The sequence below is a fragment of the Sunxiuqinia sp. genome, assembly GCF_055140945.1.
In genome coordinates, this window is record NZ_JBSQYS010000012.1 from 99,722 (window position 1) to 119,242 (window position 19,521).

Below are 19,521 nucleotides of genomic sequence, written 5' to 3' on the forward strand. Positions count from 1 at the left end.
TTGAATATGGAAATCCTAATTGTCATTATTCTTACTACCATTTTATTTTCTGCTTTTTTCTCCGGGATGGAAATCGCTTTTGTGTCAGCCAATAAATTAAGATTGGAACTGGACAAACAGCAAAACTTTATTAGCGGACGTATTCTATCACTTTTCACAAAAAATCCGGGGCAGTATATTGCTACCATGCTAATCGGCAACAATATTGCGCTTGTCATTTATGGTATTGCATTTGCTCAACTTCTAGAGCCCCTGTTTTTCAATTTCATTCCCAACGTCACTTTTGTCTTGCTTTTACAAACAATTACCTCAACGCTAATCATCCTTTTTACTGCTGAGTTTTTGCCAAAAACCTTATTCCGAATAAATCCGAACACATTTCTACGTTTCTTTTCGTTTCCACTACTTATTTTCTACTTCTTATTTTATCCACTATCTAAATTAACCATCGGTATTTCCCGTGTTCTGCTCACAACAATATTTAAATCCTCCTATGGAAAGGATACCAAGAAAAAGGTATTTAACCGAATTGATCTGCATTATTTCGTGAACGAAACAGATGAAGATCAGCAAATGCGTGAACAAGAACTTGAAAACGAAGTGAAGCTTTTCAGAAACGCCCTTGACTTTTCAAAAGTGAAACTTCGAGAGGTCATGGTTCCGCGAACTGAGATTGAGATTATCGATGTCAACTCAGATATGGAAGAGCTTATCCAGAAATTCATTGAAACAGGCTATTCCAGAATCCTTTTCTATCAGGATAATATTGACAATATTATTGGCTATATCCATCACTCTACAATTTTCGCGAATCCCGGATCTATTCGGTCCAATTTGAAAAAGGTACTAATCGTTCCTGAAACCATGCCCGCAAGTAAATTGTTGAGTAAATTTATTCAGCAACACCGAAGCATTGCTATCGTTGTTGATGAATTTGGCGGCACTGCCGGAATGGTGACCAGCGAAGATATTTTAGAAGAAATTTTTGGAGAAATTGAAGATGAACATGATACCATTGATTTTGTAGAACGACAAATTAGCGATCATGAATTTGTTCTTTCGGCACGCATTGAACTGGACGACCTGAATGAGAAATACAACCTGAAATTTCCGGTTAAAGAAAACTTTGAAACACTTGCCGGATTTATACTATTCCACCACGAAAGTATTCCTAAAATCAATACGATCATTGATATAGACAACTACCGCTTTAAAATTCTAAAAGCCTCAAACACGAAGATCGAGCTGGTGAACCTTAAGATATTGGACAACACCTAAAATAAAAAATGAATCCTAAGGTTTAATTCTCAAAATTACTATCTTCGTAGCTCGAAAATTTTAAGTAAATCATAATTCAATAATTATTAGTCAATGGCTACATTACAGAGAATAAGAAATCGTGCCGGCTTACTGGTTGCGATCATTATTGGTCTAGCACTAGTTGCCTTCATTTTAGGCGATATGCTTCGCTCAGGTAGTTCATTATTAAGGCCTCAACAATTAGAAGTTGCCGATATTAATGGAGAATCTGTTCAGTACCCTGATTTCCAAAAACGCATTGAAGAAATGGCGGAAATCTACAAGATGAACACTGGGGCTACACAGCTCGACGACGAAACGTGGGTACAAGTGCGCGAGCAGGCTTGGCAAAATTTAGTTCGCGAGATTGTTATGAGTGAAGTTTATGAGGACCTCGGGTTAACCGTAACGTCTGATGAGCTTTTCGACATGGTTCAGGGAGCTAACCTTCATCCAATCATTCAGCAATTATTCCGCAACCCACAAACAGGGCAGGTTGATAAAACGGCAGTCCTTCAATTCCTAAAATCATTGGAGACCAATGCTACTGCTCAGCAGAGAGCTTATTGGCTTTATATTGAAGATCAGATTAAAGAAGAACGGATTCAAACCAAATACAACAACCTGGTTGCGAAAGGACTGAACACAACAACTGTTGAAGCTAAAAATAGTCTGGAAGCTAAGAATCAAAGCGTAAATGCGCAATACATCCGTTTGCCATTCAGCTACTTGCCTGATAGCGCGGTTTCTGTAACTGAAAGTGAGTTGAGAGATTATTACAACAAGCACCAAGACGACTACAAACAAGAGGAAAGTCGTACCATTGAATATGTAACATTTAATGTTAAAGCTTCTGAAGCAGATGATGCCAACACCTTGAAGTGGATGGAAGATGTAAAACCAGAGTTTGCAAATGTAGCTGACAATGCGCAATATGTAAATGTCAATTCAGACGTTCGTTTTGAAAATATCTACCAAAAAGAAAGTGAACTTCCTGTGAACCTTGCTGAATTTGCATTCAACGGAGAAGAAGGTGATATTTACGGGCCTTACAAGGAAGGTAATACATACAAATTAGTTAAAATTGACGATTTTAAAGACTTGCCCGATTCAGTAGAAGCCCGCCATATTTTGATCAAGCCGGAAACTGTAGGAAGTTATGAAGCCGCGATGGCTTTAGCTGACAGCTTAAAAAGCGAAATTGAAGACGGAGCCAGCTTTGCAAAAATCGCCGAAGAATACTCAGAAGATGCCGGGTCTGCTCGTAAAGGAGGAGATCTGGGGTGGTTCAAAAAAGGCCAAATGGTAAAACCTTTCGAGGAAGCAGCATTCAACGGAGAGGTAAACGAACTCTACACTACTACATCGCAATTTGGTGTTCACCTGATTCAACCAACAAAAAAAGGCAAAGAAGTTAAGCAGGTTCGTTTGGCGACCTTAATCCGTAATGTTGAACCAAGTACGCAAACATACCAAACCGAGTATGCTAAGGCAAGTAAGTTTGTTGCCGAAAATCAGGATTATGATTCATTTAACGAAGCCATTGCAAACGAGAAGTTAACAAAGAAAATTGCAACATTTGGCGAAAATGACCGTGAGGTAAGAGGATTGGAGCAATCTCGCTCACTAATCCGCGCGGCGTACGACGCTGATGTTGAAGACATCCTTCACAACACTGAAGGTTCTGCAATTTTTGAACTAGGAGATAACTTTGTGATTGCAGCTGTTGCAAGTGCAACCGAAGAAGGAATAGCTTCTTTTGAAGAAGTGAAACCTCGTATTGAATTGGCTGTTAAAAAGCAAAACAAAGGGCAAGCAATTGCTCAAAAAATGGCTGAAGCCGTCGATGGAAAAGACTTTGAAGCAGCTGCTTCAGCATTAAATACTGAAGTGAAAGATGCTAATGGCATCACCTTTAACTCAACATCTATTCCATCAATCGGACTGGAGCCGGCAGTGATTGGAACAATGACTAGCTTAAGCCAGGATGAAACATCAAGTCCAGTTGTTGGAAATAGTGGAGTTTATCTGGTAAAAGTTATTTCGAAAACAGAAGGTTCAGATGAAAACGTTCAAGCAGAACAACAGCGTCTGAATCAAGCATTGAGCTATCGTGCAGCTTATCAAGCTTACGAAGCACAAAAAAATGCTGTTGAAATTGAAGACAAGAGAGCAAAATTCTATTAGTAGAAGATTCTCACAAAATATAAAAGCAGGCTCAAAAGGCCTGCTTTTTTTATGTCCCATTTTGAAAAAATGATTGTGGCTAAACCCTAGTTAGAGTCTTACAAATAATGTGATCTCTTCTCGTACGCTATTTAACTTTTATCGTTCCATTTCGATATAAACCCAATGCTTCATCCAATAGCAATTCAATTGTCTGAATCGGGAGATCAACACTCGGATTAATTCTGAGTATCTTCATGCGGGAACGATTTCCTTGTTCTAATTCAGGATGATCGAGATATTTTCCTTCAACAAAAAGAATATACGGCTCATCTGTTTTTTTATCCGTCCATAAATAGCAGAACATCTTTTTCTTATAGCAGAAGCAAGGCATGCCATACTTCCGTGTTTCGGTCACCTCGGTGTCCTGTTCAAGAATAATGCGCCGCAAAGCGAGCAGACAACCTTTATTGGGTTCTTCTTTATTCAAATAGTAGTTGTCAAGATACTGAACCATGCCATCCAAATTTATCTTGTGGAAAGAATTGCGATTAATCACTCCTGCCAAGGCTGTCATCATCCCCCGCTTCATTGTTTGTTGGTGTTGATTGGCTGAACGATCATCATCTTCAACACATAATAATGAAATTCAGTAAAAATTAGAATTCCCTGATATAAATCTCTTTAAACTGGAGGATCAACGCATCTTTCTCACGAATCTCGATTGCGATATGACCACGCATTCCCACATTTAAGCTTTTATGCTTCACATCATTTAGAATTCCGATCCCATTGTAATTCGTCACTTTTATGCCATTTAACCAGGCTTCAATCGAAGCTCCCTCACACCGCACACGCATAACATTCCATTGGTTGGTTTCTTCAGCATAATAAAAAATCACATTCTTCTTTTGCATGGACTCGTTTACACTTGCCTTTCGTGGAAGATTTGGATATACCCATCGCTCATAGCCTTTTGTTTCATCCCAAACCATACCTGTTTGCCACGGAGCTGGTGAGTGAATATCGATTTGAGGCCCATGCATCCAATGTTCTTCATCATCGTATCGAGACCGTACTTGCAAACCGCTATTACCGGAGCTGGTTTTAAATGCCCTGAATTTAAACTTCAACTCAAAATCGCCATATTCCTTTTCGGAATATAACCAAGCAGGATTGTGCTCCGGATTATTCAAAGAATTAGCCATGATTGTTCCGTCGATCACCCGAAAGAAAATGTAATTCCGGTCGCGTGGGGTTTTCTTTTCAACCCAACCATCCAGATTTTCCCCGTTAAAAAGAGAAACAAAATCATCTTGCGCAGAGGCATATAATGAGTATAGGAGAACTAAAATAATTATAATCAGTTTCCGATTCATAAACAAACTTGGTTGTTGTTAGATTTCACTTTTAAATCGCCGTCTAAAGTTCTAACTTTCATTGATGAAATGCAAGTATTTTCTAGTCGGCTGTTCAATTGCAAAAACCACACCAAAATCCCATCAGGCATTTCAGCCAACCATGCTTTGTAATGAACTGAACAAAAGTGAACTTCGCTTTGTCTAACTAATAAAAATCTAAATGATATGACACACAGGCGCGAATTCCTAAAAAATCTGGCAGCCATGACTGCTGCGTTATCTGTTCCTTCCGTACTCAGTGCCCAAAATAACGAAAGCGATAAGCTGGGAGAGTTACTTCCGCTACGCCGGCTGGGCAAAACAAATGAATATGTGACAATGTTGGGCGTTGGCGGATATCATATTGGCTGGACCAGTGAACGCGATGCTCAGGCTGTGATAGAAACAGCAATTGAAGGTGGGGTTCGTTTTTTTGATACTGCGGAACAGTATGGCCCCGCCGTTAGTGAAGAACGCTATGGAAAATACCTGATCCCAAAGTATCGGGATCATATTTTTCTGATGACGAAAACTCAGGCTCGAAATGCCAAAGATGCTCAGCAGCATTTGGAAGATTCGTTAAGACGAATGAAAACCGACCACCTCGACTTGTGGCAAATTCATTCGATCTTCACGCCCGAAGATGTTGAAAACCGCTTAGCTGAAGGAGTTTTAGATGTCGTAAAAAAAGCCAAAGAAAGTGGCAAAGTAAAGTACATTGGGTTCACCGGTCATCAAAATCCGTATGCCCACAAACGGATGTTGGAACTAACTCGCGATGATGATCCGTTTGATACAGTGCAGATGCCTGTTAACGTGTTAGATCAATCCTATTTTAGTTTTGCTGAGAATGTGATGCCCGAATTGCTGGAGCGAAACATTGGTATCCTGGCGATGAAAACGCTGGCTGACGGGCGTTTCTTTGCTAAAAAGGAAAAAGCGAATTGGACAACGGATGATCCACTAATCCCAAACTATATCAGCATTCGCGATGCCCTGTACTATGTATGGTCATTGCCTGTAAGTACGCTCATTACCGGAGCTGAAAAAGCTGAATTTATGCAGGAAAAAATTGACTTGGCTAAATCTTTTGTAAAACTGCAGGAAAGCGAACGCCAGCAACTGGTTGAACGTGTAAGATCTAAAGCAATCAATGGAACCTATGAATATTATAAGCAAAAATCGTCATAAATATCATTCATCAAGCTAAACTGCCGGTCAATAAAACCAATCGAAAAATCATCACTGCTCATTGTTCTTTTCTTATATTTAAGCATGATTTGCAGAAAAATAATTAGTGGTGGACAAACCGGAGTTGACCGGGCTGCATTAGATGCATGTCTTAACGCCAATTTCACCTGTGGAGGCTGGTGTCCTGCAGGCCGAAAGGCGGAAGACGGTGAAATCCCGTTAACCTATCCACTCCAGGAAATTTGGAGCACCAGTTATGATGATCGCACCAGAAAAAACATCAATGAATCAGATGCCACTCTGATCGTTTATGAGGGGAAATTAAGTGGTGGCACCTTGCTAACTTATAATTATGCCTCAGAAAAGAACAAACCGATTTTCCTTTTCAAGGTTTCTCCATTTCTCATTGACGAAACCTTGGAACAGCTCTTTCATTTTCTTAAAATCAATCAGGTCGAAACCTTAAATATTGCTGGGCCACGGGCTAGCATGTGGGATAAAGCCTACGAATTGAGCTACTTGATAACAGCCAAGCTAATTCAGAAAATCAATAGCCCGATCTAACCAATTACCGGTTCTATTTTTCGGCAAGCATCCGTTCTATGCCCAATTCCAATCCGGTCAGTTCGGCCAAACCTTTTAAACGGCCAATTAACGGGTAGCCGGGGTTAGCATCGTTCTCATAGTCAGCCAACATTTTGATACCATGATCCGGGCGAACCGGAATTCGAATATCTTCTCGTCCCCTCTCTTTTCTCGATTGCTGTTCTTCCAACAGCGCTTTCATAATCGGGAAAAGATCGACATCACCTTCAATATGTCCTGATTCGTGAAAGCAGCCATCCGGTAAAAATACATTGTTGCGCAGGTGGGTAAAATGAATGCGCGAACCGAGTTTTTTCACAATCCCGGATAAATCATTTCTTCGATTTACGGATAACGACCCCGTACAAAACGTAAGTCCGTTTGAAATCGAGTCAACCTGATTACAGATCCATTCCAAATCATCTTGCGTACTCACAATCCGTGGAAGCCCCAATACCGAGAATGGCGGGTCATCCGGATGAATGCACAGCTTCACGCCAGCCTCTTCGGCCACCGGAATAACATCCCTTAAAAACAAGGATAGATGTTTCCGAAGTTGGGTGTGATCAATCTCTTTGTAGTGATCAATTAGATCGAGAAAAGCCTGTTTGAAATCCAGAGCCGAGCTATCAACGGCACCATTGATGAAGCCCTGCGTAACGACAATAATATTGTAAGCGAGTTTTTCCTTTTCTTCGTCGCTCATTTGCTGGGCTTTTTGTGCTGCTTTTTTTACAATCTCCGGCGGGTAATCCTTTTCTGCTCCTTCCCGATTCAAGATAAAAGCATCGAAAGCCACAAAAGTTGGAAAGTCGAAAAACATAACTTCGCCACCACTTTTCAATTTGTAATGCAAATCGGTACGAGCCCAATCCAACACGGGCATAAAATTGTAGCAAACCCGATCAATGCCACACTCTCCAAGGTTGCGAATCGATTGCTTGTAATTCTCAATCAGCCGGGGATAATCAGCATTGTGCGTTTTTATTCCTTCAGAAACCGGCAAACTCTCCACCACTGACCAACGCATACCAAAATGCTCAATTTGGTCTTTCACCTTTCGGATCGCCTCAACCGGCCAAACTTCCCCATTCGGGATATGATGCAAAGCGGTCACCACCCCCTCTATACTCATTTGCTTCAGATCAGCAAGGCTCACCCGATCTTTATCTCCAAACCAACGCCACGTTTTTTCAAGCCCCATAACTTAATCCTTTATAATAGCTAAACACCGCTGAACGCACTAAAACCGCCATCAACCGGGATAATTGTTCCGGTAATGAAACTTGCGGCATCGGAGCATAGAAATTGAACAATGCCGTTTAATTCGTTAATGTCACCAAAACGTTTCATGGGGGTACGAGCCAATACTTTTTTGCTTCGTTCGGTGTAGCTGCCATCCGGGTTGATCAATACCGCACGATTCTGATCGCCAATAAAAAAACCGGGAGCAATCGCATTCACACGTAATTTCTCTCCAAACTTAAGAGCCATTTCCATCGCCATCCATTGGGTGAAAATATTGATTCCGGTTTTAGCAACAGAATATCCCATTACCCGTGTAATAGCCGAATAAGTGGCCATTGATGAAACGTTTATGATATTGCCTTTCCCGTTTTTTGCCATCGCTTCTCCGAAAATCAAACTTGGAACTACCGTACCATGCATATTTACATCGGTCACCTTTCGGTAGTCAGTCAACTTCATATCAAAAATGGTTTGCTCCTCGGTTAATGTGGCACCCGGGATATTTCCGCCTGCAGCATTAATCAGGATATCAATCGCCCCCCATTTATCAAGAATCTCATCGCGAACTTCTTTCAGTCGCTCTTCATCCAACACATCACAAGGGAAAGCTTCAATTTCGCCAATAGATTTCAGCGCTTCTATTTTCTTATTCAGCCGTTCTTCATTTCGCCCAAGAATAGCCACTTTTACGCCTGCTTCCAACAAGCTTTGAGCGATACTCCCGCCCAACACACCACCACCTCCGGTAACGATGGCAATTTGTCCTTCAATATTAAAATTATTCATGGTATAGACTTAGAACTTGTTAATGAATAAACGTCGCCTCAAAAATAGAATGAATTACCTCTTCTATCTAGTTGTATTTGTGCATGAATTTACAATATATTTGCAACCCAATCAAATCGCGGATTAATGAAAATCATGCATGAACAGCTGAATATTAAGAATGAAAGCTCCTTAAAAGTAAAGTGGGACGATTTTCCACATTTCACTTTTCCATGGCATTTTCATCCTGAATATGAACTAGTGTATGTAATTGAAAGTTTCGGAACCCGGTTTATTGGTGACAGCGTGGAAAATTTTGAAGCGGGCGATCTGGTTTTGTTGGGTTCAAACGTGCCCCACTTTTGGAAAAATAATGAATTATTTCATCGAAATGATCCGCAGTATAAAGTCAAGGCTGTTGTTATTCATTTTCCTGAAGATTTTTTCAAACAGCAAATTGATCATGATCAAGAATTTCAGGCAATCAGTCACTTATTGAAAAAAGCCGGGCGCGGAATTCATTTCTCAACTTCCGTCGCCAACCGCCTGCAAAAAGACATTTTAAAATTACTGCGTCTGAAAGGTCTTAGGCGAACCTTGCATTTTGTTGATTTGCTGGATCAGTTGGCTACCACTAAAAATCAACGATTGCTGGCTAGCGAATCCTACCAAGCCAACCTGCACGATTTGTCGAGCGATCGGCTCGATAAAGTGATGCATTTTATCAATTCAAATTACAGGCAAGATTTAAAAGTTACAATGATTGCCCAACATGTAAGCATGAACACCAGTGCATTTTGCCGCTATTTCAAAAATAAAACCGGTAAATCAGTTACTGAATTTGTCAATGAAATGCGAATTGGATACGCCTGCAAATTGTTACTTGAAAACAAGCAAAACATCTCTCAAATCTGCTTTGAGAGCGGCTTCAACAACCTTTCAAACTTCAATCACTGTTTCAAACGCATGAAATCATTTTCGCCCAGCCAATACCGAAAATTATACCACCTAAACAGTCAAGTTAGCTAAGTGAATCTTCTTTCAAACTTACGTGCAAGACATAATAAATACCATTCTAAATTCACCCTCGTAAGAACAATCTATCTTTCAAGGTGTTTTGTTCAGTTATGGGGTTGAAATATGCCCATTTTATAAATGTATGAGAATGAATGAGACTATTGAGATGAAAAAAACTTCCTCGGAAAGGAATTCAACTACCCAGGAGCCAATCCAGCAATTTTTAGCAAAGCTTAAAGACAAAATGAAACAAGTCTATCACCAACGAGGTGATATTGACAAATACAGCCAACAACGGGGATTGCCTCCTTTTGTGCTTCGCGAGATCATGGAATGTAATCCGTTGTCGATCGGAATTCCGAAGGAATATGGTGGTCGTGGTGCCATCATGCGCGAAAACATTGCACTGCTTGAAGCAGCGTCGTACGAATCGCTGGCTCTGTCGCTGACTTTTGGAATTAATTCAGCCCTGTTTTTACAGCCCGTTGGAAAGTACGCACAGGAAGAGGCTAAAGCTTCGGTTTTCAAACGCTTTTTGGAACAGCGAAACATGGGTGGACTGATGATTACCGAGCCTGATTACGGCAGCGATGCCCTGAACATGCAAACATCGTGTACCGAAGAAGAAGACTATTTCCAGCTGAGAGGAAAAAAACACTGGGCCGGATTAACCGGATGGGCTGACTATTGGCTACTCACCGCCAGACAAAAAACGGAAAAAGGTGATCTGAAACGCGACATAGACTTCTTTATTTGCGATGTAACCCAACCCAATCAGGGCATTCAGGTTGAAGAGTTTTTTGACAACCTTGGATTGTATCAGATTCCTTACGGACGAAACCATATTGATGTAAAAATTCCAAAAACACATCGCCTTCAACCTCATTCAACAGGGGTTAAAATGATGTTGGACTTACTGCATCGTTCACGCATGCAGTTTCCGGGAATGGCCATGGGTTTTATTCATCGTATTATGGATGAAGCAATCGACCATTGCAAACAACGATTAGTTGGAGGGAAAAGCTTATTAAACTACGATCAGGTTCAGGAGCGTTTATCGAAATTACAAGCCTCATTTACGGTTTGCTCGGCCATGTGCTCAAACAGTGCAAAAAAGGCCGGTGTTGAAAACGACCTGACAGAAATCGGCATTGAAGCAAACGCGGTTAAATCGGTAATTACCGACCTGATGCAAGAAGCAGCTCAATCGCTTACCCAATTGGTGGGCGCAAAAGCATACAAACTAAGTCATCTTGGAGGACGCGGAATTGTTGACAGCCGTCCTTTCCAGATTTTTGAGGGATCGAACGATATTCTTTATGCTCAGATTTCAGAAGGAATTGTAAAGCAAATGCGCAAGCTGAAAGAAACGAACTTGTTCAATTTTCTGAAAGGATATGAATTAACCAGTCGCTCAGCCGACCAATTGAAAGAGCTTTTCAACTTTGACTTGAATCTGCAACTACCTCAACGTAAAATGGTAGAACTGGGGCAAGTTATTGGTCGTGTTATTTCGATGGACATGGTACACAAATTGGCCGACGAAGGATTTCGCAGCGACCTGATTGAAGGTGGAGTAAACATGCTTCAGCAGGAAATTACACAAACCATGAGCAAATTCAAATCAAAAACACTTGACTTGGTTATTGAAGATTATCAGGATGACAGTTCCTGGCTTAAATTTTCAATCTGAAAAACATAGCTATAACACGTTTCACTTTTAGACGAAAGATATCAATCCTCCTGATTGGTATCTTTTTTTTTGAATATCCGTGAGTTTACCTGCGGTCATTCAGTTGCCATGAAATGAGCAATGATTTATTAATTTTGTTTCAATTAAAAGCGACACTAAAAATTGAAGTAAAGCATGAGTGAGAAAAATCAATGGCTCTCGGTCTTCATTAATCCTTTGCGAAAGCAAGCGTGGTTTGAAGCATTCCGACAGGCTTTTTGGAGCAATCCGGATCGGTTGATGGCTGCCAAAGCGACCTTTGCGATTGCCTTGCTGGCTGTTCCTTTTGTCGTTGCCGGGAAATCGGTTATTGGCATTACCCTGGCTTTGGGAGCTTTAGCCGGTGCCCTTTCCGAAACCGACGATCATCCCCGGGGAAGGATCAAATCGCTGGCACTAAAAGTCGTAAGCTTCGGATTCTCCAGTTTTGCTGTCGCCCTATTAAATCCTTACCCAATTATTTTAGGTTTCGGACTTGCGATCTCCACCATTGGTTTTATCCTCATTGGTGGATTGAGTGAGCGATACCGGGGAGTTACTTTTGGTGCGATACTCGTTGGCATTTACACCATGCTGGGTATCGACAATAGTCCCGGTTGGTACTTGCAGCCTATTTTACTTTCGGCCGGAGCCCTGTTCTATGGGTTGCTTTCGCTCGTATTGCTTTTTTATCATCCGTGGCGATTACTGGAAGAACAGTTAGCCAGAGGTTACCTGGCCTTAGCAACTTACCTCGAAGAAAAAGCGAAACTATTTCCAAGTGACAAAACGCGTCAGGGACAATTACGAAATCAGTTGGCACTTCAAAACGTGCAATTAGTTGCCGCGCTCGATCGATGTAAAGACGTACTGAATAGTTATGGCGATGCGGTGAAGGATGAGGAACCATTAAAACCCTACATGCGCTATTTCATGCTTTTGCAAAGCTTGCACGAACGGGCTGCTTCCAGTCACGAGCGCTACGATTTGCTGAGTGACGACCCGGAAAATAAAGAGCTACTGGAAGGGATTGGGCAAACGCTTCTGCAGCTATCATTGGCCATCAAACAATTTGCCAATAGCCTGCTAACCGGAACACCTTATCGGCATCCTATTTCGTTAGCTTGGATGGTAAACGCCTTGAAAGACCAGTTCGAGAAAGCTGAAAATAAAGCGACGCATCCGTTGGCGCCACTCATCAATAACCTGAACCGATCGCATCAATCACTGGCCAATTTAAACGAAGATCAGCAACGAAGCTTAACGCCACGCCTGGCCAAAGATGAACGAAAAATTGGCGAACGACTGAAAGCTCAGCTAAACTGGAACCATCCGCGGCTACGGTATGCCATTCGGCTTAGTTTGTGTTTCCTGATTGGCTTTGCGATTTCCGAGGGATTTCAAATTGCAAGGGGAGAATGGATCATCCTCACCAGTTTATTTGTTTGCCAACCCAGTTACAGCGAAACTCGCCGACGCCTGCTACAACGGGTTTTGGGAACTCTCACCGGAGTTATTGCCGGCGTGCTGATTGTTCAGCTATTCCCGACCAGCGCCGGACAATTGGTGCTCATGCTGGCATCAGCTTTTACCTTTCTGTTTTGGCTGCGTCGGAACTACTCAATCTCTGTTATTTTCATTACCATTTTTGTGCTCAGTGCATTTAGCCTGATTACTGATGAAGGGGTAGCCATCATGGTTCCGCGTTTGGTTGATACCGTAATTGGTTCGGTGTTGGCTATTATTAGTGTGCGATTGCTATGGCCCGACTGGCAATACAAACGTCTGCCCGGTCTCATTAAAGAGGCGCTGAGTAAAAACACGGCCTACTTTCAAGCTATCATCAATGAATATGAACACGAATCGACTGACGATGATTTTGATTACCGGGTAGCACGCCGACAGGCACACCGAGCCGACAACGCCCTGGTGTTAGCCTGGCAAGGCATGCAAATGGAGCCCAAAAACCGACAGCACTTTCGCAAACAAGCCTTTACCCTCACCTACCTCAACCATGCGCTATTATCGTATTTGTCGGCACTTGGAGCACATCGTCAGCAGCAGCAGCTAAGTACGATCGAGCTGCTATCGATTGCTAAAGATGTGCTGGCTGCTTTGCAGGAAGTTACCAATTCAATGCAAGTACAAAACGGCATGGACGACAAACACATTGACAACCTGATGCATGAAATTAAAGAGCATTTAAACAATACCGAACAAGGAGAAGCGCAGCAACAATTTAACTTGCTATTCAACATTGCCGATGTTACAGCCCACATTTTAAAACGGGCAAACGTATTGGCCATTCATCAAAAATAACAAAGGCAAATCCATGAGTTTTCTCGTATTCGATGTAATGGGAATGCCTTATCTTTACTAATCGAGTGCAAACAACAAAATTTACAACAATGAAACATATTGAAACATACATTGAAAATAATAAAGACCGCTTTTTAGATGAACTATTTGGCTTGATTCGAATTCCTTCGGTGAGCTCAATTGAAGCCCACAAACCCGATATGTACAAGGCTGCTGAATATTGGAAAGAACTGCTTCTCAGTTCGGGAGCCGATCAAGCACAGGTTTTTGAAACCAATGGCAACCCGGTTACTTATGCCGAGAAAATCATTGATCCTGCAAAGCCAACCGTATTGGTGTATAGCCACATGGATGTGATGCCTGCTGAGCCCCTGGAACTGTGGAAATCGCCGGCTTTTGAACCGGAAGTGCGCGATGGTAAAATATGGGCGCGGGGTGCCGACGACGACAAAGGCCAGGGCATGATGCACGCCAAAGCTTTTGAGCTGATGGTAAAGACCAACACCCTGCCCTGCAATGTCAAATTTATGATTGAAGGAGAGGAAGAAATTGGCTCTCCGAACTTGGGTAAGTGGTGCGAAGAGAATAAAGAAATGCTGAGTGCTGATGTTATTTTGGTTTCCGACACCACCATGCTGGCTCCCGGTAAGCCTGCCATTACTACCGGCCTGCGCGGACTAGCCTATTGGCAGGTGGAAGTGACCGGTCCCAACCGCGACCTGCATTCAGGATTGTATGGCGGTGCCGTTGCCAACCCCATCAATACATTGGCTAAGCTAATCGCACAAATGACCGACGATAATGGCCACATTACCATTCCCTGTTTTTACGACGATGTATTGGAAGTTTCCACTGAAGAACGGGTCTTACTGGCAAAAACACCTTTTGATCTGGAAAGCTATAAAAAAGCCTTATCGGTTGATGAACTGTCCGGTGAAAAAGGCTATTCCACGATCGAGCGCACCGGCATTCGCCCATCGTTTGATGTATGTGGCATTTGGGGCGGTTACTCGGGCGAAGGAGCCAAAACTGTTTTACCATCAAAAGCCTTTGCTAAAATTAGTACTCGGTTGGTTCCCAATCAGGATCATGAAAAAATTGCCGAGCAGTTTAAAGCCCACTTCGAAAGCATTGCTCCAAAGTCGGTTAAGGTAGACGTAACTTCGCTGCATGGCGGCCAGGGATATGTTTGCCCAATCGATTTACCCGCCTACCAGGCAGCCGAACAAGCTTACATCGACGTATTCGGACAGCGCCCCGTTCCTGTTCGCAGCGGTGGTTCTATTCCAATCATTTCAACCTTTGAACAGGTGCTGGGTATTAAAACAATTTTAATGGGCTTTGGACTGGAATCGGATGCCATTCACTCGCCAAACGAGAATTTTCCACTGGAGCAGTTCTACAAAGGCATTACCACCATCCCATTGTTTTACAAGTATTTTGCCGAGAAAAAATAAGCTTTGTCATTTCCTGCGCTTCCTCTCGGTGCTCTTGTATGAGAGTGTGGTTAAATCAAGCGCACGATCCGTTTAGCGGTTGAAGCCGCTGGACGGTTACTATAATTGCTCAAAAGCTTGATCAATTAAATTTGAAAGGTTGAAGAAGCTTGGCTCGCATACACTCATCTGGAAGCTACTCCCCGCCCTTACTTGCTGGCGAACCAGACTATTCGATCAGACACCGGGATTTAATTATTTGTTTCTAACAATCCAAGGTGTTTCATCCATGCTTCACACAGTTCTGTCCATAAGTTAGTTGATCCGGGATTGTTGCGCAACGCAATTGAATGCTTCCCTTCAGGAAAAACATGTAACGATGCAGAAATAGATGCTTGTTGCAAGGCTTCAAAATAATGAATGCTATTTAACGGATTTACAACGGGGTCGTTTGCTGCACACGTAATAAAAGCAGGAGGTGTTCGATTGGTTACATTTAACTCACCCGAGAATAATTTTTCATTTTCTTCTGTTGCTTCTTTTCCCAATAGCGCATCATGACTTCCCTGATGTGCATTTTGAGACATACTAATCGTTCCCGATATTAGGATTTGAAAATTAGGAGTAAAGTCAATGCGATCCAACGAATCGCTAATTATCGAATAGTCTGTAGTAAAAGTTGACATATTTGCTGCAAGCCCTCCTCCGGCAGAGCATCCCATAACACCAATTTTATCCGGATCGATATTCCACTTTTCTGCATTTGCCCGTACAATTTTCAAGGCACGCTGCCCATCCATTATTGGCCCATAAATTCGGTCCTCCAAATCAGGCGATGTTGGCAACCGATACATAACAACAAAAGCATTTACGCCAAATGTATTAAACCACTTCGCTAATTGAATGCCTGCAATATTATAAGTCATTTTTTGATATCCACCAGGAGGAAAAATTAATACTGCACTTCGTTTATTTTCTTCCATCGAAGTGAAAAATGGATACATACCCGGGACATCAATTTGTGTAACACGTTGGCGTTCTTCAATTCGCTCTAGTTTTTTCCCCAGCGAGTTTGGCATTTCGTTTTCAGACCATAATGGCATATAGTCTTGTGCACTTACACACAAACTATTGCCAATACACAAAACACCAATAAACAGTTTTAATATAAATCTCATGGTTTCATTTTTAATTCTCTGCATGTTGTATTGTTCAGCTTCCCTTGCGCCTAACGGTCCTAGTGGTCGAGTAGCAAAGGGAGTTCCCCCGATGCCGTAAAAGCTTTTCCCGTTTACTCACCACGCGATGAAAGCGTGGGAACGGTGTTGTTCAACCGGGGCTCAAAGCTGGGCATTACGTGCTGCTTAAAGCCCTATTTATTGTGCTTAGTTTTTTTGAGATTAATCTCCATTAAGCTATTTCTCGATATATCAAAAGAAACAGGAACGAATTTATTTCTTATTCAGGGAAACGGCCAAATTTATTTATCTCTTCCAACGACTCATCCCAACTTGCTTTATTTGAGATAAAAATATGTGCATTCGGTCGTTTTTTTAATTTAGTATCCAAACATCCTGCTGGAACTACTAAAAGCTTACCGTCCATTTGTAAATTAGGCAGAGCTGAACCACAATTTGTACAAAAGGCTTTCACATGATTACTTTTATGTGGTTGAAATGTCTTAATTTCAGTTTCCGCTTTTATCCATTCTAGTTTAGCTGTTGTAGAAAACAAATTTGCAGCATGAGCAGACCCTGTGTCTTTCCTGCAATATCTGCAATGGCATAAATAAAAACTGTCAAAGTCACCCATAACTTTAAATTTAATTCCTTTGCATAAACAAGAACCTAAGTATTCCATTTGACAAATCACTTTTTTAATTTATGAATTTAGTTGAAATCCATTTTCCCGTATTTCCAGTTTTTTTCTCGTTTACACTTTCCAATATTCACTTTAAGAAACTCGCGTCCCTCTATTTAAATTAATGTGTAGAGTAGAGCCTGATGTAATCGACCCAAAAATCATTGCACGTAAATGTACAAATTATGAGCCGGCTATCGTTCATCCGGGGCTCTAAGCTGAGCACTACGCGGTGCTTAAAGCCCTATTTATTGTTATGTCATTTATTATTTTTTCGCATAACTTTTTGGTGAATTCAGTCTCACAATACACTTGGTGTCCTTTATCAATCAAAATCTCATAATCGAGTTTCATATTTTCAAACCATTCTTCAGTAGGTTTATACTCATCATTTTCGCCAAAGTAAAGTTTTAAATTAGATTCAGGCTTTTCAGTTTCCTTTCGCAGTCTTGTTGAGGAGACACAAATTAAAGTATTTAAATTATCACTTTTAAGTCCAAACTTCCAAGCAATTGTACCACCAATGCTAAATGCAAGAATATTCACTTTATGCTTTTCACAATCTAAAAGATTCTCCACCGCTTTTTCTATGCCACCATTAACGAATTGTTTGTGTAAGCTTTCTTGAGTATAGTCTGATTTATCTATTTGTCCAAGTTCGCAACTATCGTATAATTCAACTTCAAATTTTGTTTCTAAAATTCGAGAATAATTTATTGACCACTGAGATTTTTCTCTTCCCCACAAGTCAGAAATTATTATTAGTCGCTCTTTCATATATGATTCTGTATTAAATGCACCAGTAGAGTAGAGCCTGACAGCCCACCCAATAATTAATGCATGTAAATGTACAAATTATGAGACGGCTATCGTTCATCCGGGGCTCTAAGCTGGGTACTACGCGGTGCTTAAAGCCCTGTTTATTACCGCGCGTTTTTTTAATATATGTCAAAGTGTATCCTAACACCAATGTTTAGTTTTTTAATTGTATGAAATCCACAAAATGGTTCAATAAAGCTATTTACTTTATAGCCTAAATTTACACCAATTCCAGTTATTGTCTCAGAACTACTAACCAATGAATATCCATCGTCTTTAAATCGCCTGTCTGAGTAGCTTGTAAAGTATTTTTTGCTACCAAAACTCACTTCCGGTTGTACTGTGAGTCGTTTGAAAAACAATCTACTATATCCAAGGTCAACTAATGAATAAAAATCTCCGTTTTCGATTGGTGTAGTTCCATAAGTTTCTTTTCTCTCATTTACGACAGTATTTTTTTGTCCATTGAACTGATGAGAATAACCCAAATAAAAACTATCATTATTTTTTGTGTAGAAAATATTCAAACCTAGGACTTTGTCAGTTGCAAACGAAATTGAGCTTCCAATCTGGCTGTAACTAGCTTTGTTTATACAAGTTAAAATGATAAGTCCTAAAATTAGAGTTAATACGATTTTTTTATTATCCATAAGCTTGGGTATTATTAGTATTTCTTTTATTGTTAGTGTCCATTTTAATAGTGCGTTTTTTTAATGCTCCGCTCTCTCAATTACAGTTAACTTGTCTTTGAGGATTATAATTTTTTCTGCTTCCTTCTTTCTGTCTTGTTTTTTATTTTTTTCTGAATGCTGGATTGTCTGGAAATACAGTGTTTATTTTTGGCTTTATTATCTTTGTCTGGTTCCTGTCTTTACGACAGGATTTTTGGTTTTTTCAGTGTTTTAGTTTATTAATATTAGTCTGTCTTTTTTTTTCGTCAAAATGCGCTGTAACGTCTGTGCATATAACAGGCCTATTCTATATCTCTTATATACCTCAAGCCGTAATGCACTCACGTAATACGAATTGTCCCTCGGAATTAAGTCCAATAGACTTTTCATTTTTGCCAATGAGCAACCGAACATTTCGATTCATTGGTCGTGTATTACGAGTTTTAATTGTTCCAAGTTAGCAATTTTGGGAGGCGAGTAATACTACTGACCATAATTTAATTTCATTCAAAACAACAATCGACCGGATTCAAAGCAACCACCTCCCGGACTAAAGTCCGGACTCCTCCTTTTCAAGGAGGAGAAATGAGGACAGATCAACAACGCTTGCTTGACTATTTCATGGCCGGCGATTAACCACAGACCAATTTCCCATCCACACCGAGGAGGGGTGGCAATCGCAAAGCGGTTGACGGGATGGTTTTGGTTATTCCTCGAACCATGAACAGCAAAAAACGAACTGACACCATTTTATTGAACACAATCAAGCTCTTTTCACACTAAATAGCAGTTAATGTGGGCTAGCACCTGTTTCAAGTAGGCTGAAACCAGTTTAATGTGGACTAAAACCTATTTAATGTCGGCGAGAACCTGTTTAATGTTCACTAAAACATATTTAATGTGAACCATAACTTGTTTCAAGTGGACTTTAACTAGTTTGGAATGCATTCTAAACAAACTACGATTCACTTTATAGAGTAAACGTAGGGGGAAAACATGTTTTTAGTCAAGAAAAAACTAGTTTCAACTCAAAC

The 19,521-nt window shown here is 41.0% G+C and carries 16 protein-coding genes; 8 read left to right on the forward strand and 8 right to left on the reverse strand.

The genetic code is table 11. The features are described 5' to 3' along the window. The first annotated feature begins 6 nt into the window (after positions 1–6). Both ACTB00_RS07885 and ACTB00_RS07890 read left to right on the forward strand, forming a co-directional pair. Positions 7–1,278, forward strand: coding sequence for a hemolysin family protein (locus tag ACTB00_RS07885; protein WP_463299369.1), 1,272 nt, complete (start codon positions 7–9; stop codon positions 1,276–1,278). Positions 1,279–1,371: 93 nt separating this feature from the next. After that, positions 1,372–3,486: a peptidylprolyl isomerase gene (locus ACTB00_RS07890; RefSeq protein WP_463299370.1), complete on the forward strand. Its 2,115-nt coding sequence runs from the start codon at positions 1,372–1,374 to the stop codon at positions 3,484–3,486. Between the two features lie 127 nt (positions 3,487–3,613). On the opposite strand, the gene ACTB00_RS07895 is transcribed toward ACTB00_RS07890, so the two are convergent. Beyond that, positions 3,614–4,045, reverse strand: a complete 432-nt coding sequence (locus ACTB00_RS07895) for a DUF1801 domain-containing protein (RefSeq protein ID WP_463299371.1) — start codon at positions 4,043–4,045, stop codon at positions 3,614–3,616. A gap of 79 nt (positions 4,046–4,124) precedes the next feature. Beyond that, positions 4,125–4,844 (reverse strand): 3-keto-disaccharide hydrolase, encoded by a 720-nt coding sequence (locus tag ACTB00_RS07900; RefSeq protein WP_159517657.1) that lies wholly within the window; start codon positions 4,842–4,844, stop codon positions 4,125–4,127. Between the two features lie 207 nt (positions 4,845–5,051). Between ACTB00_RS07900 and ACTB00_RS07905 the strand changes: the two genes are divergently transcribed. Next, positions 5,052–6,056, forward strand: a complete 1,005-nt coding sequence (locus ACTB00_RS07905) for an aldo/keto reductase (RefSeq protein WP_463299372.1) — start codon at positions 5,052–5,054, stop codon at positions 6,054–6,056. 84 nt (positions 6,057–6,140) lie between these two features. After that, entirely contained in the window at positions 6,141–6,620 is a 480-nt protein-coding gene (locus tag ACTB00_RS07910) for a putative molybdenum carrier protein (RefSeq protein WP_463299373.1), read from the forward strand. Positions 6,621–6,633: 13 nt separating this feature from the next. Here ACTB00_RS07910 and uxuA read toward each other — a convergent pair whose 3' ends face one another. Next, positions 6,634–7,845 (reverse strand): mannonate dehydratase, encoded by a 1,212-nt coding sequence (gene uxuA / locus ACTB00_RS07915; protein WP_463299374.1) that lies wholly within the window; start codon positions 7,843–7,845, stop codon positions 6,634–6,636. A gap of 20 nt (positions 7,846–7,865) precedes the next feature. Further along, a complete protein-coding gene (locus ACTB00_RS07920) occupies positions 7,866–8,675 on the reverse strand; it encodes an SDR family oxidoreductase (RefSeq protein WP_463299375.1) in 810 nt (269 codons plus the stop codon). A 126-nt stretch (positions 8,676–8,801) separates the two neighbouring features. Between ACTB00_RS07920 and ACTB00_RS07925 the strand changes: the two genes are divergently transcribed. The 4 genes from ACTB00_RS07925 to ACTB00_RS07940 all read left to right on the forward strand — a co-directional run bounded on the left by ACTB00_RS07925 (position 8,802) and on the right by ACTB00_RS07940 (position 15,158). Then, positions 8,802–9,683: an AraC family transcriptional regulator gene (locus ACTB00_RS07925; RefSeq protein WP_463299376.1), complete on the forward strand. Its 882-nt coding sequence runs from the start codon at positions 8,802–8,804 to the stop codon at positions 9,681–9,683. A gap of 136 nt (positions 9,684–9,819) precedes the next feature. Continuing rightward, the gene (locus ACTB00_RS07930; RefSeq protein WP_463299377.1) at positions 9,820–11,364 is read left to right on the forward strand and encodes an acyl-CoA dehydrogenase family protein; all 1,545 of its coding nucleotides are present in this window, start codon (positions 9,820–9,822) and stop codon (positions 11,362–11,364) included. A 174-nt stretch (positions 11,365–11,538) separates the two neighbouring features. After that, positions 11,539–13,701, forward strand: coding sequence for a YccS family putative transporter (gene yccS / locus ACTB00_RS07935; RefSeq protein WP_463299378.1), 2,163 nt, complete (start codon positions 11,539–11,541; stop codon positions 13,699–13,701). Between the two features lie 89 nt (positions 13,702–13,790). Then, the gene (locus ACTB00_RS07940) at positions 13,791–15,158 is read left to right on the forward strand and encodes a dipeptidase (protein ID WP_463299379.1); all 1,368 of its coding nucleotides are present in this window, start codon (positions 13,791–13,793) and stop codon (positions 15,156–15,158) included. 230 nt (positions 15,159–15,388) lie between these two features. Here ACTB00_RS07940 and ACTB00_RS07945 read toward each other — a convergent pair whose 3' ends face one another. The 4 genes from ACTB00_RS07945 to ACTB00_RS07960 all read right to left on the reverse strand — a co-directional run bounded on the left by ACTB00_RS07945 (position 15,389) and on the right by ACTB00_RS07960 (position 18,466). Further along, a complete protein-coding gene (locus ACTB00_RS07945) occupies positions 15,389–16,315 on the reverse strand; it encodes an alpha/beta hydrolase (RefSeq protein ID WP_463299380.1) in 927 nt (308 codons plus the stop codon). Between the two features lie 280 nt (positions 16,316–16,595). Next, the gene (locus tag ACTB00_RS07950) at positions 16,596–16,997 is read right to left on the reverse strand and encodes a GFA family protein (protein ID WP_463299381.1); all 402 of its coding nucleotides are present in this window, start codon (positions 16,995–16,997) and stop codon (positions 16,596–16,598) included. Between the two features lie 225 nt (positions 16,998–17,222). Beyond that, positions 17,223–17,774 carry a hypothetical protein gene (locus tag ACTB00_RS07955; RefSeq protein ID WP_463299382.1) on the reverse strand — a complete coding sequence of 184 codons (552 nt, stop codon included), beginning with the start codon at positions 17,772–17,774 and terminating at the stop codon, positions 17,223–17,225. 161 nt (positions 17,775–17,935) lie between these two features. Next, positions 17,936–18,466 (reverse strand): hypothetical protein, encoded by a 531-nt coding sequence (locus ACTB00_RS07960; RefSeq protein ID WP_463299383.1) that lies wholly within the window; start codon positions 18,464–18,466, stop codon positions 17,936–17,938. Positions 18,467–19,521: the final 1,055 nt, after the last annotated feature.

Coding starts and splice junctions, on each gene's coding strand:
- ACTB00_RS07920 (WP_463299375.1), bottom strand. CDS start 8,675: ATGAATAATTTTAATATTGAAGGACAAATTGCCATCGTTACCGGAGGT.
- ACTB00_RS07950 (WP_463299381.1), bottom strand. CDS start 16,997: ATGGAATACTTAGGTTCTTGTTTATGCAAAGGAATTAAATTTAAAGTT.
- ACTB00_RS07895 (WP_463299371.1), bottom strand. CDS start 4,045: ATGATGACAGCCTTGGCAGGAGTGATTAATCGCAATTCTTTCCACAAG.
- ACTB00_RS07885 (WP_463299369.1), top strand. CDS start 7: ATGGAAATCCTAATTGTCATTATTCTTACTACCATTTTATTTTCTGCT.
- ACTB00_RS07960 (WP_463299383.1), bottom strand. CDS start 18,466: ATGGATAATAAAAAAATCGTATTAACTCTAATTTTAGGACTTATCATT.
- ACTB00_RS07955 (WP_463299382.1), bottom strand. CDS start 17,774: ATGAAAGAGCGACTAATAATAATTTCTGACTTGTGGGGAAGAGAAAAA.
- ACTB00_RS07940 (WP_463299379.1), top strand. CDS start 13,791: ATGAAACATATTGAAACATACATTGAAAATAATAAAGACCGCTTTTTA.
- ACTB00_RS07910 (WP_463299373.1), top strand. CDS start 6,141: ATGATTTGCAGAAAAATAATTAGTGGTGGACAAACCGGAGTTGACCGG.
- ACTB00_RS07945 (WP_463299380.1), bottom strand. CDS start 16,315: ATGAGATTTATATTAAAACTGTTTATTGGTGTTTTGTGTATTGGCAAT.
- ACTB00_RS07900 (WP_159517657.1), bottom strand. CDS start 4,844: ATGAATCGGAAACTGATTATAATTATTTTAGTTCTCCTATACTCATTA.
- ACTB00_RS07905 (WP_463299372.1), top strand. CDS start 5,052: ATGACACACAGGCGCGAATTCCTAAAAAATCTGGCAGCCATGACTGCT.
- yccS (WP_463299378.1), top strand. CDS start 11,539: ATGAGTGAGAAAAATCAATGGCTCTCGGTCTTCATTAATCCTTTGCGA.
- ACTB00_RS07930 (WP_463299377.1), top strand. CDS start 9,820: ATGAATGAGACTATTGAGATGAAAAAAACTTCCTCGGAAAGGAATTCA.
- ACTB00_RS07890 (WP_463299370.1), top strand. CDS start 1,372: ATGGCTACATTACAGAGAATAAGAAATCGTGCCGGCTTACTGGTTGCG.
- uxuA (WP_463299374.1), bottom strand. CDS start 7,845: ATGGGGCTTGAAAAAACGTGGCGTTGGTTTGGAGATAAAGATCGGGTG.
- ACTB00_RS07925 (WP_463299376.1), top strand. CDS start 8,802: ATGAAAATCATGCATGAACAGCTGAATATTAAGAATGAAAGCTCCTTA.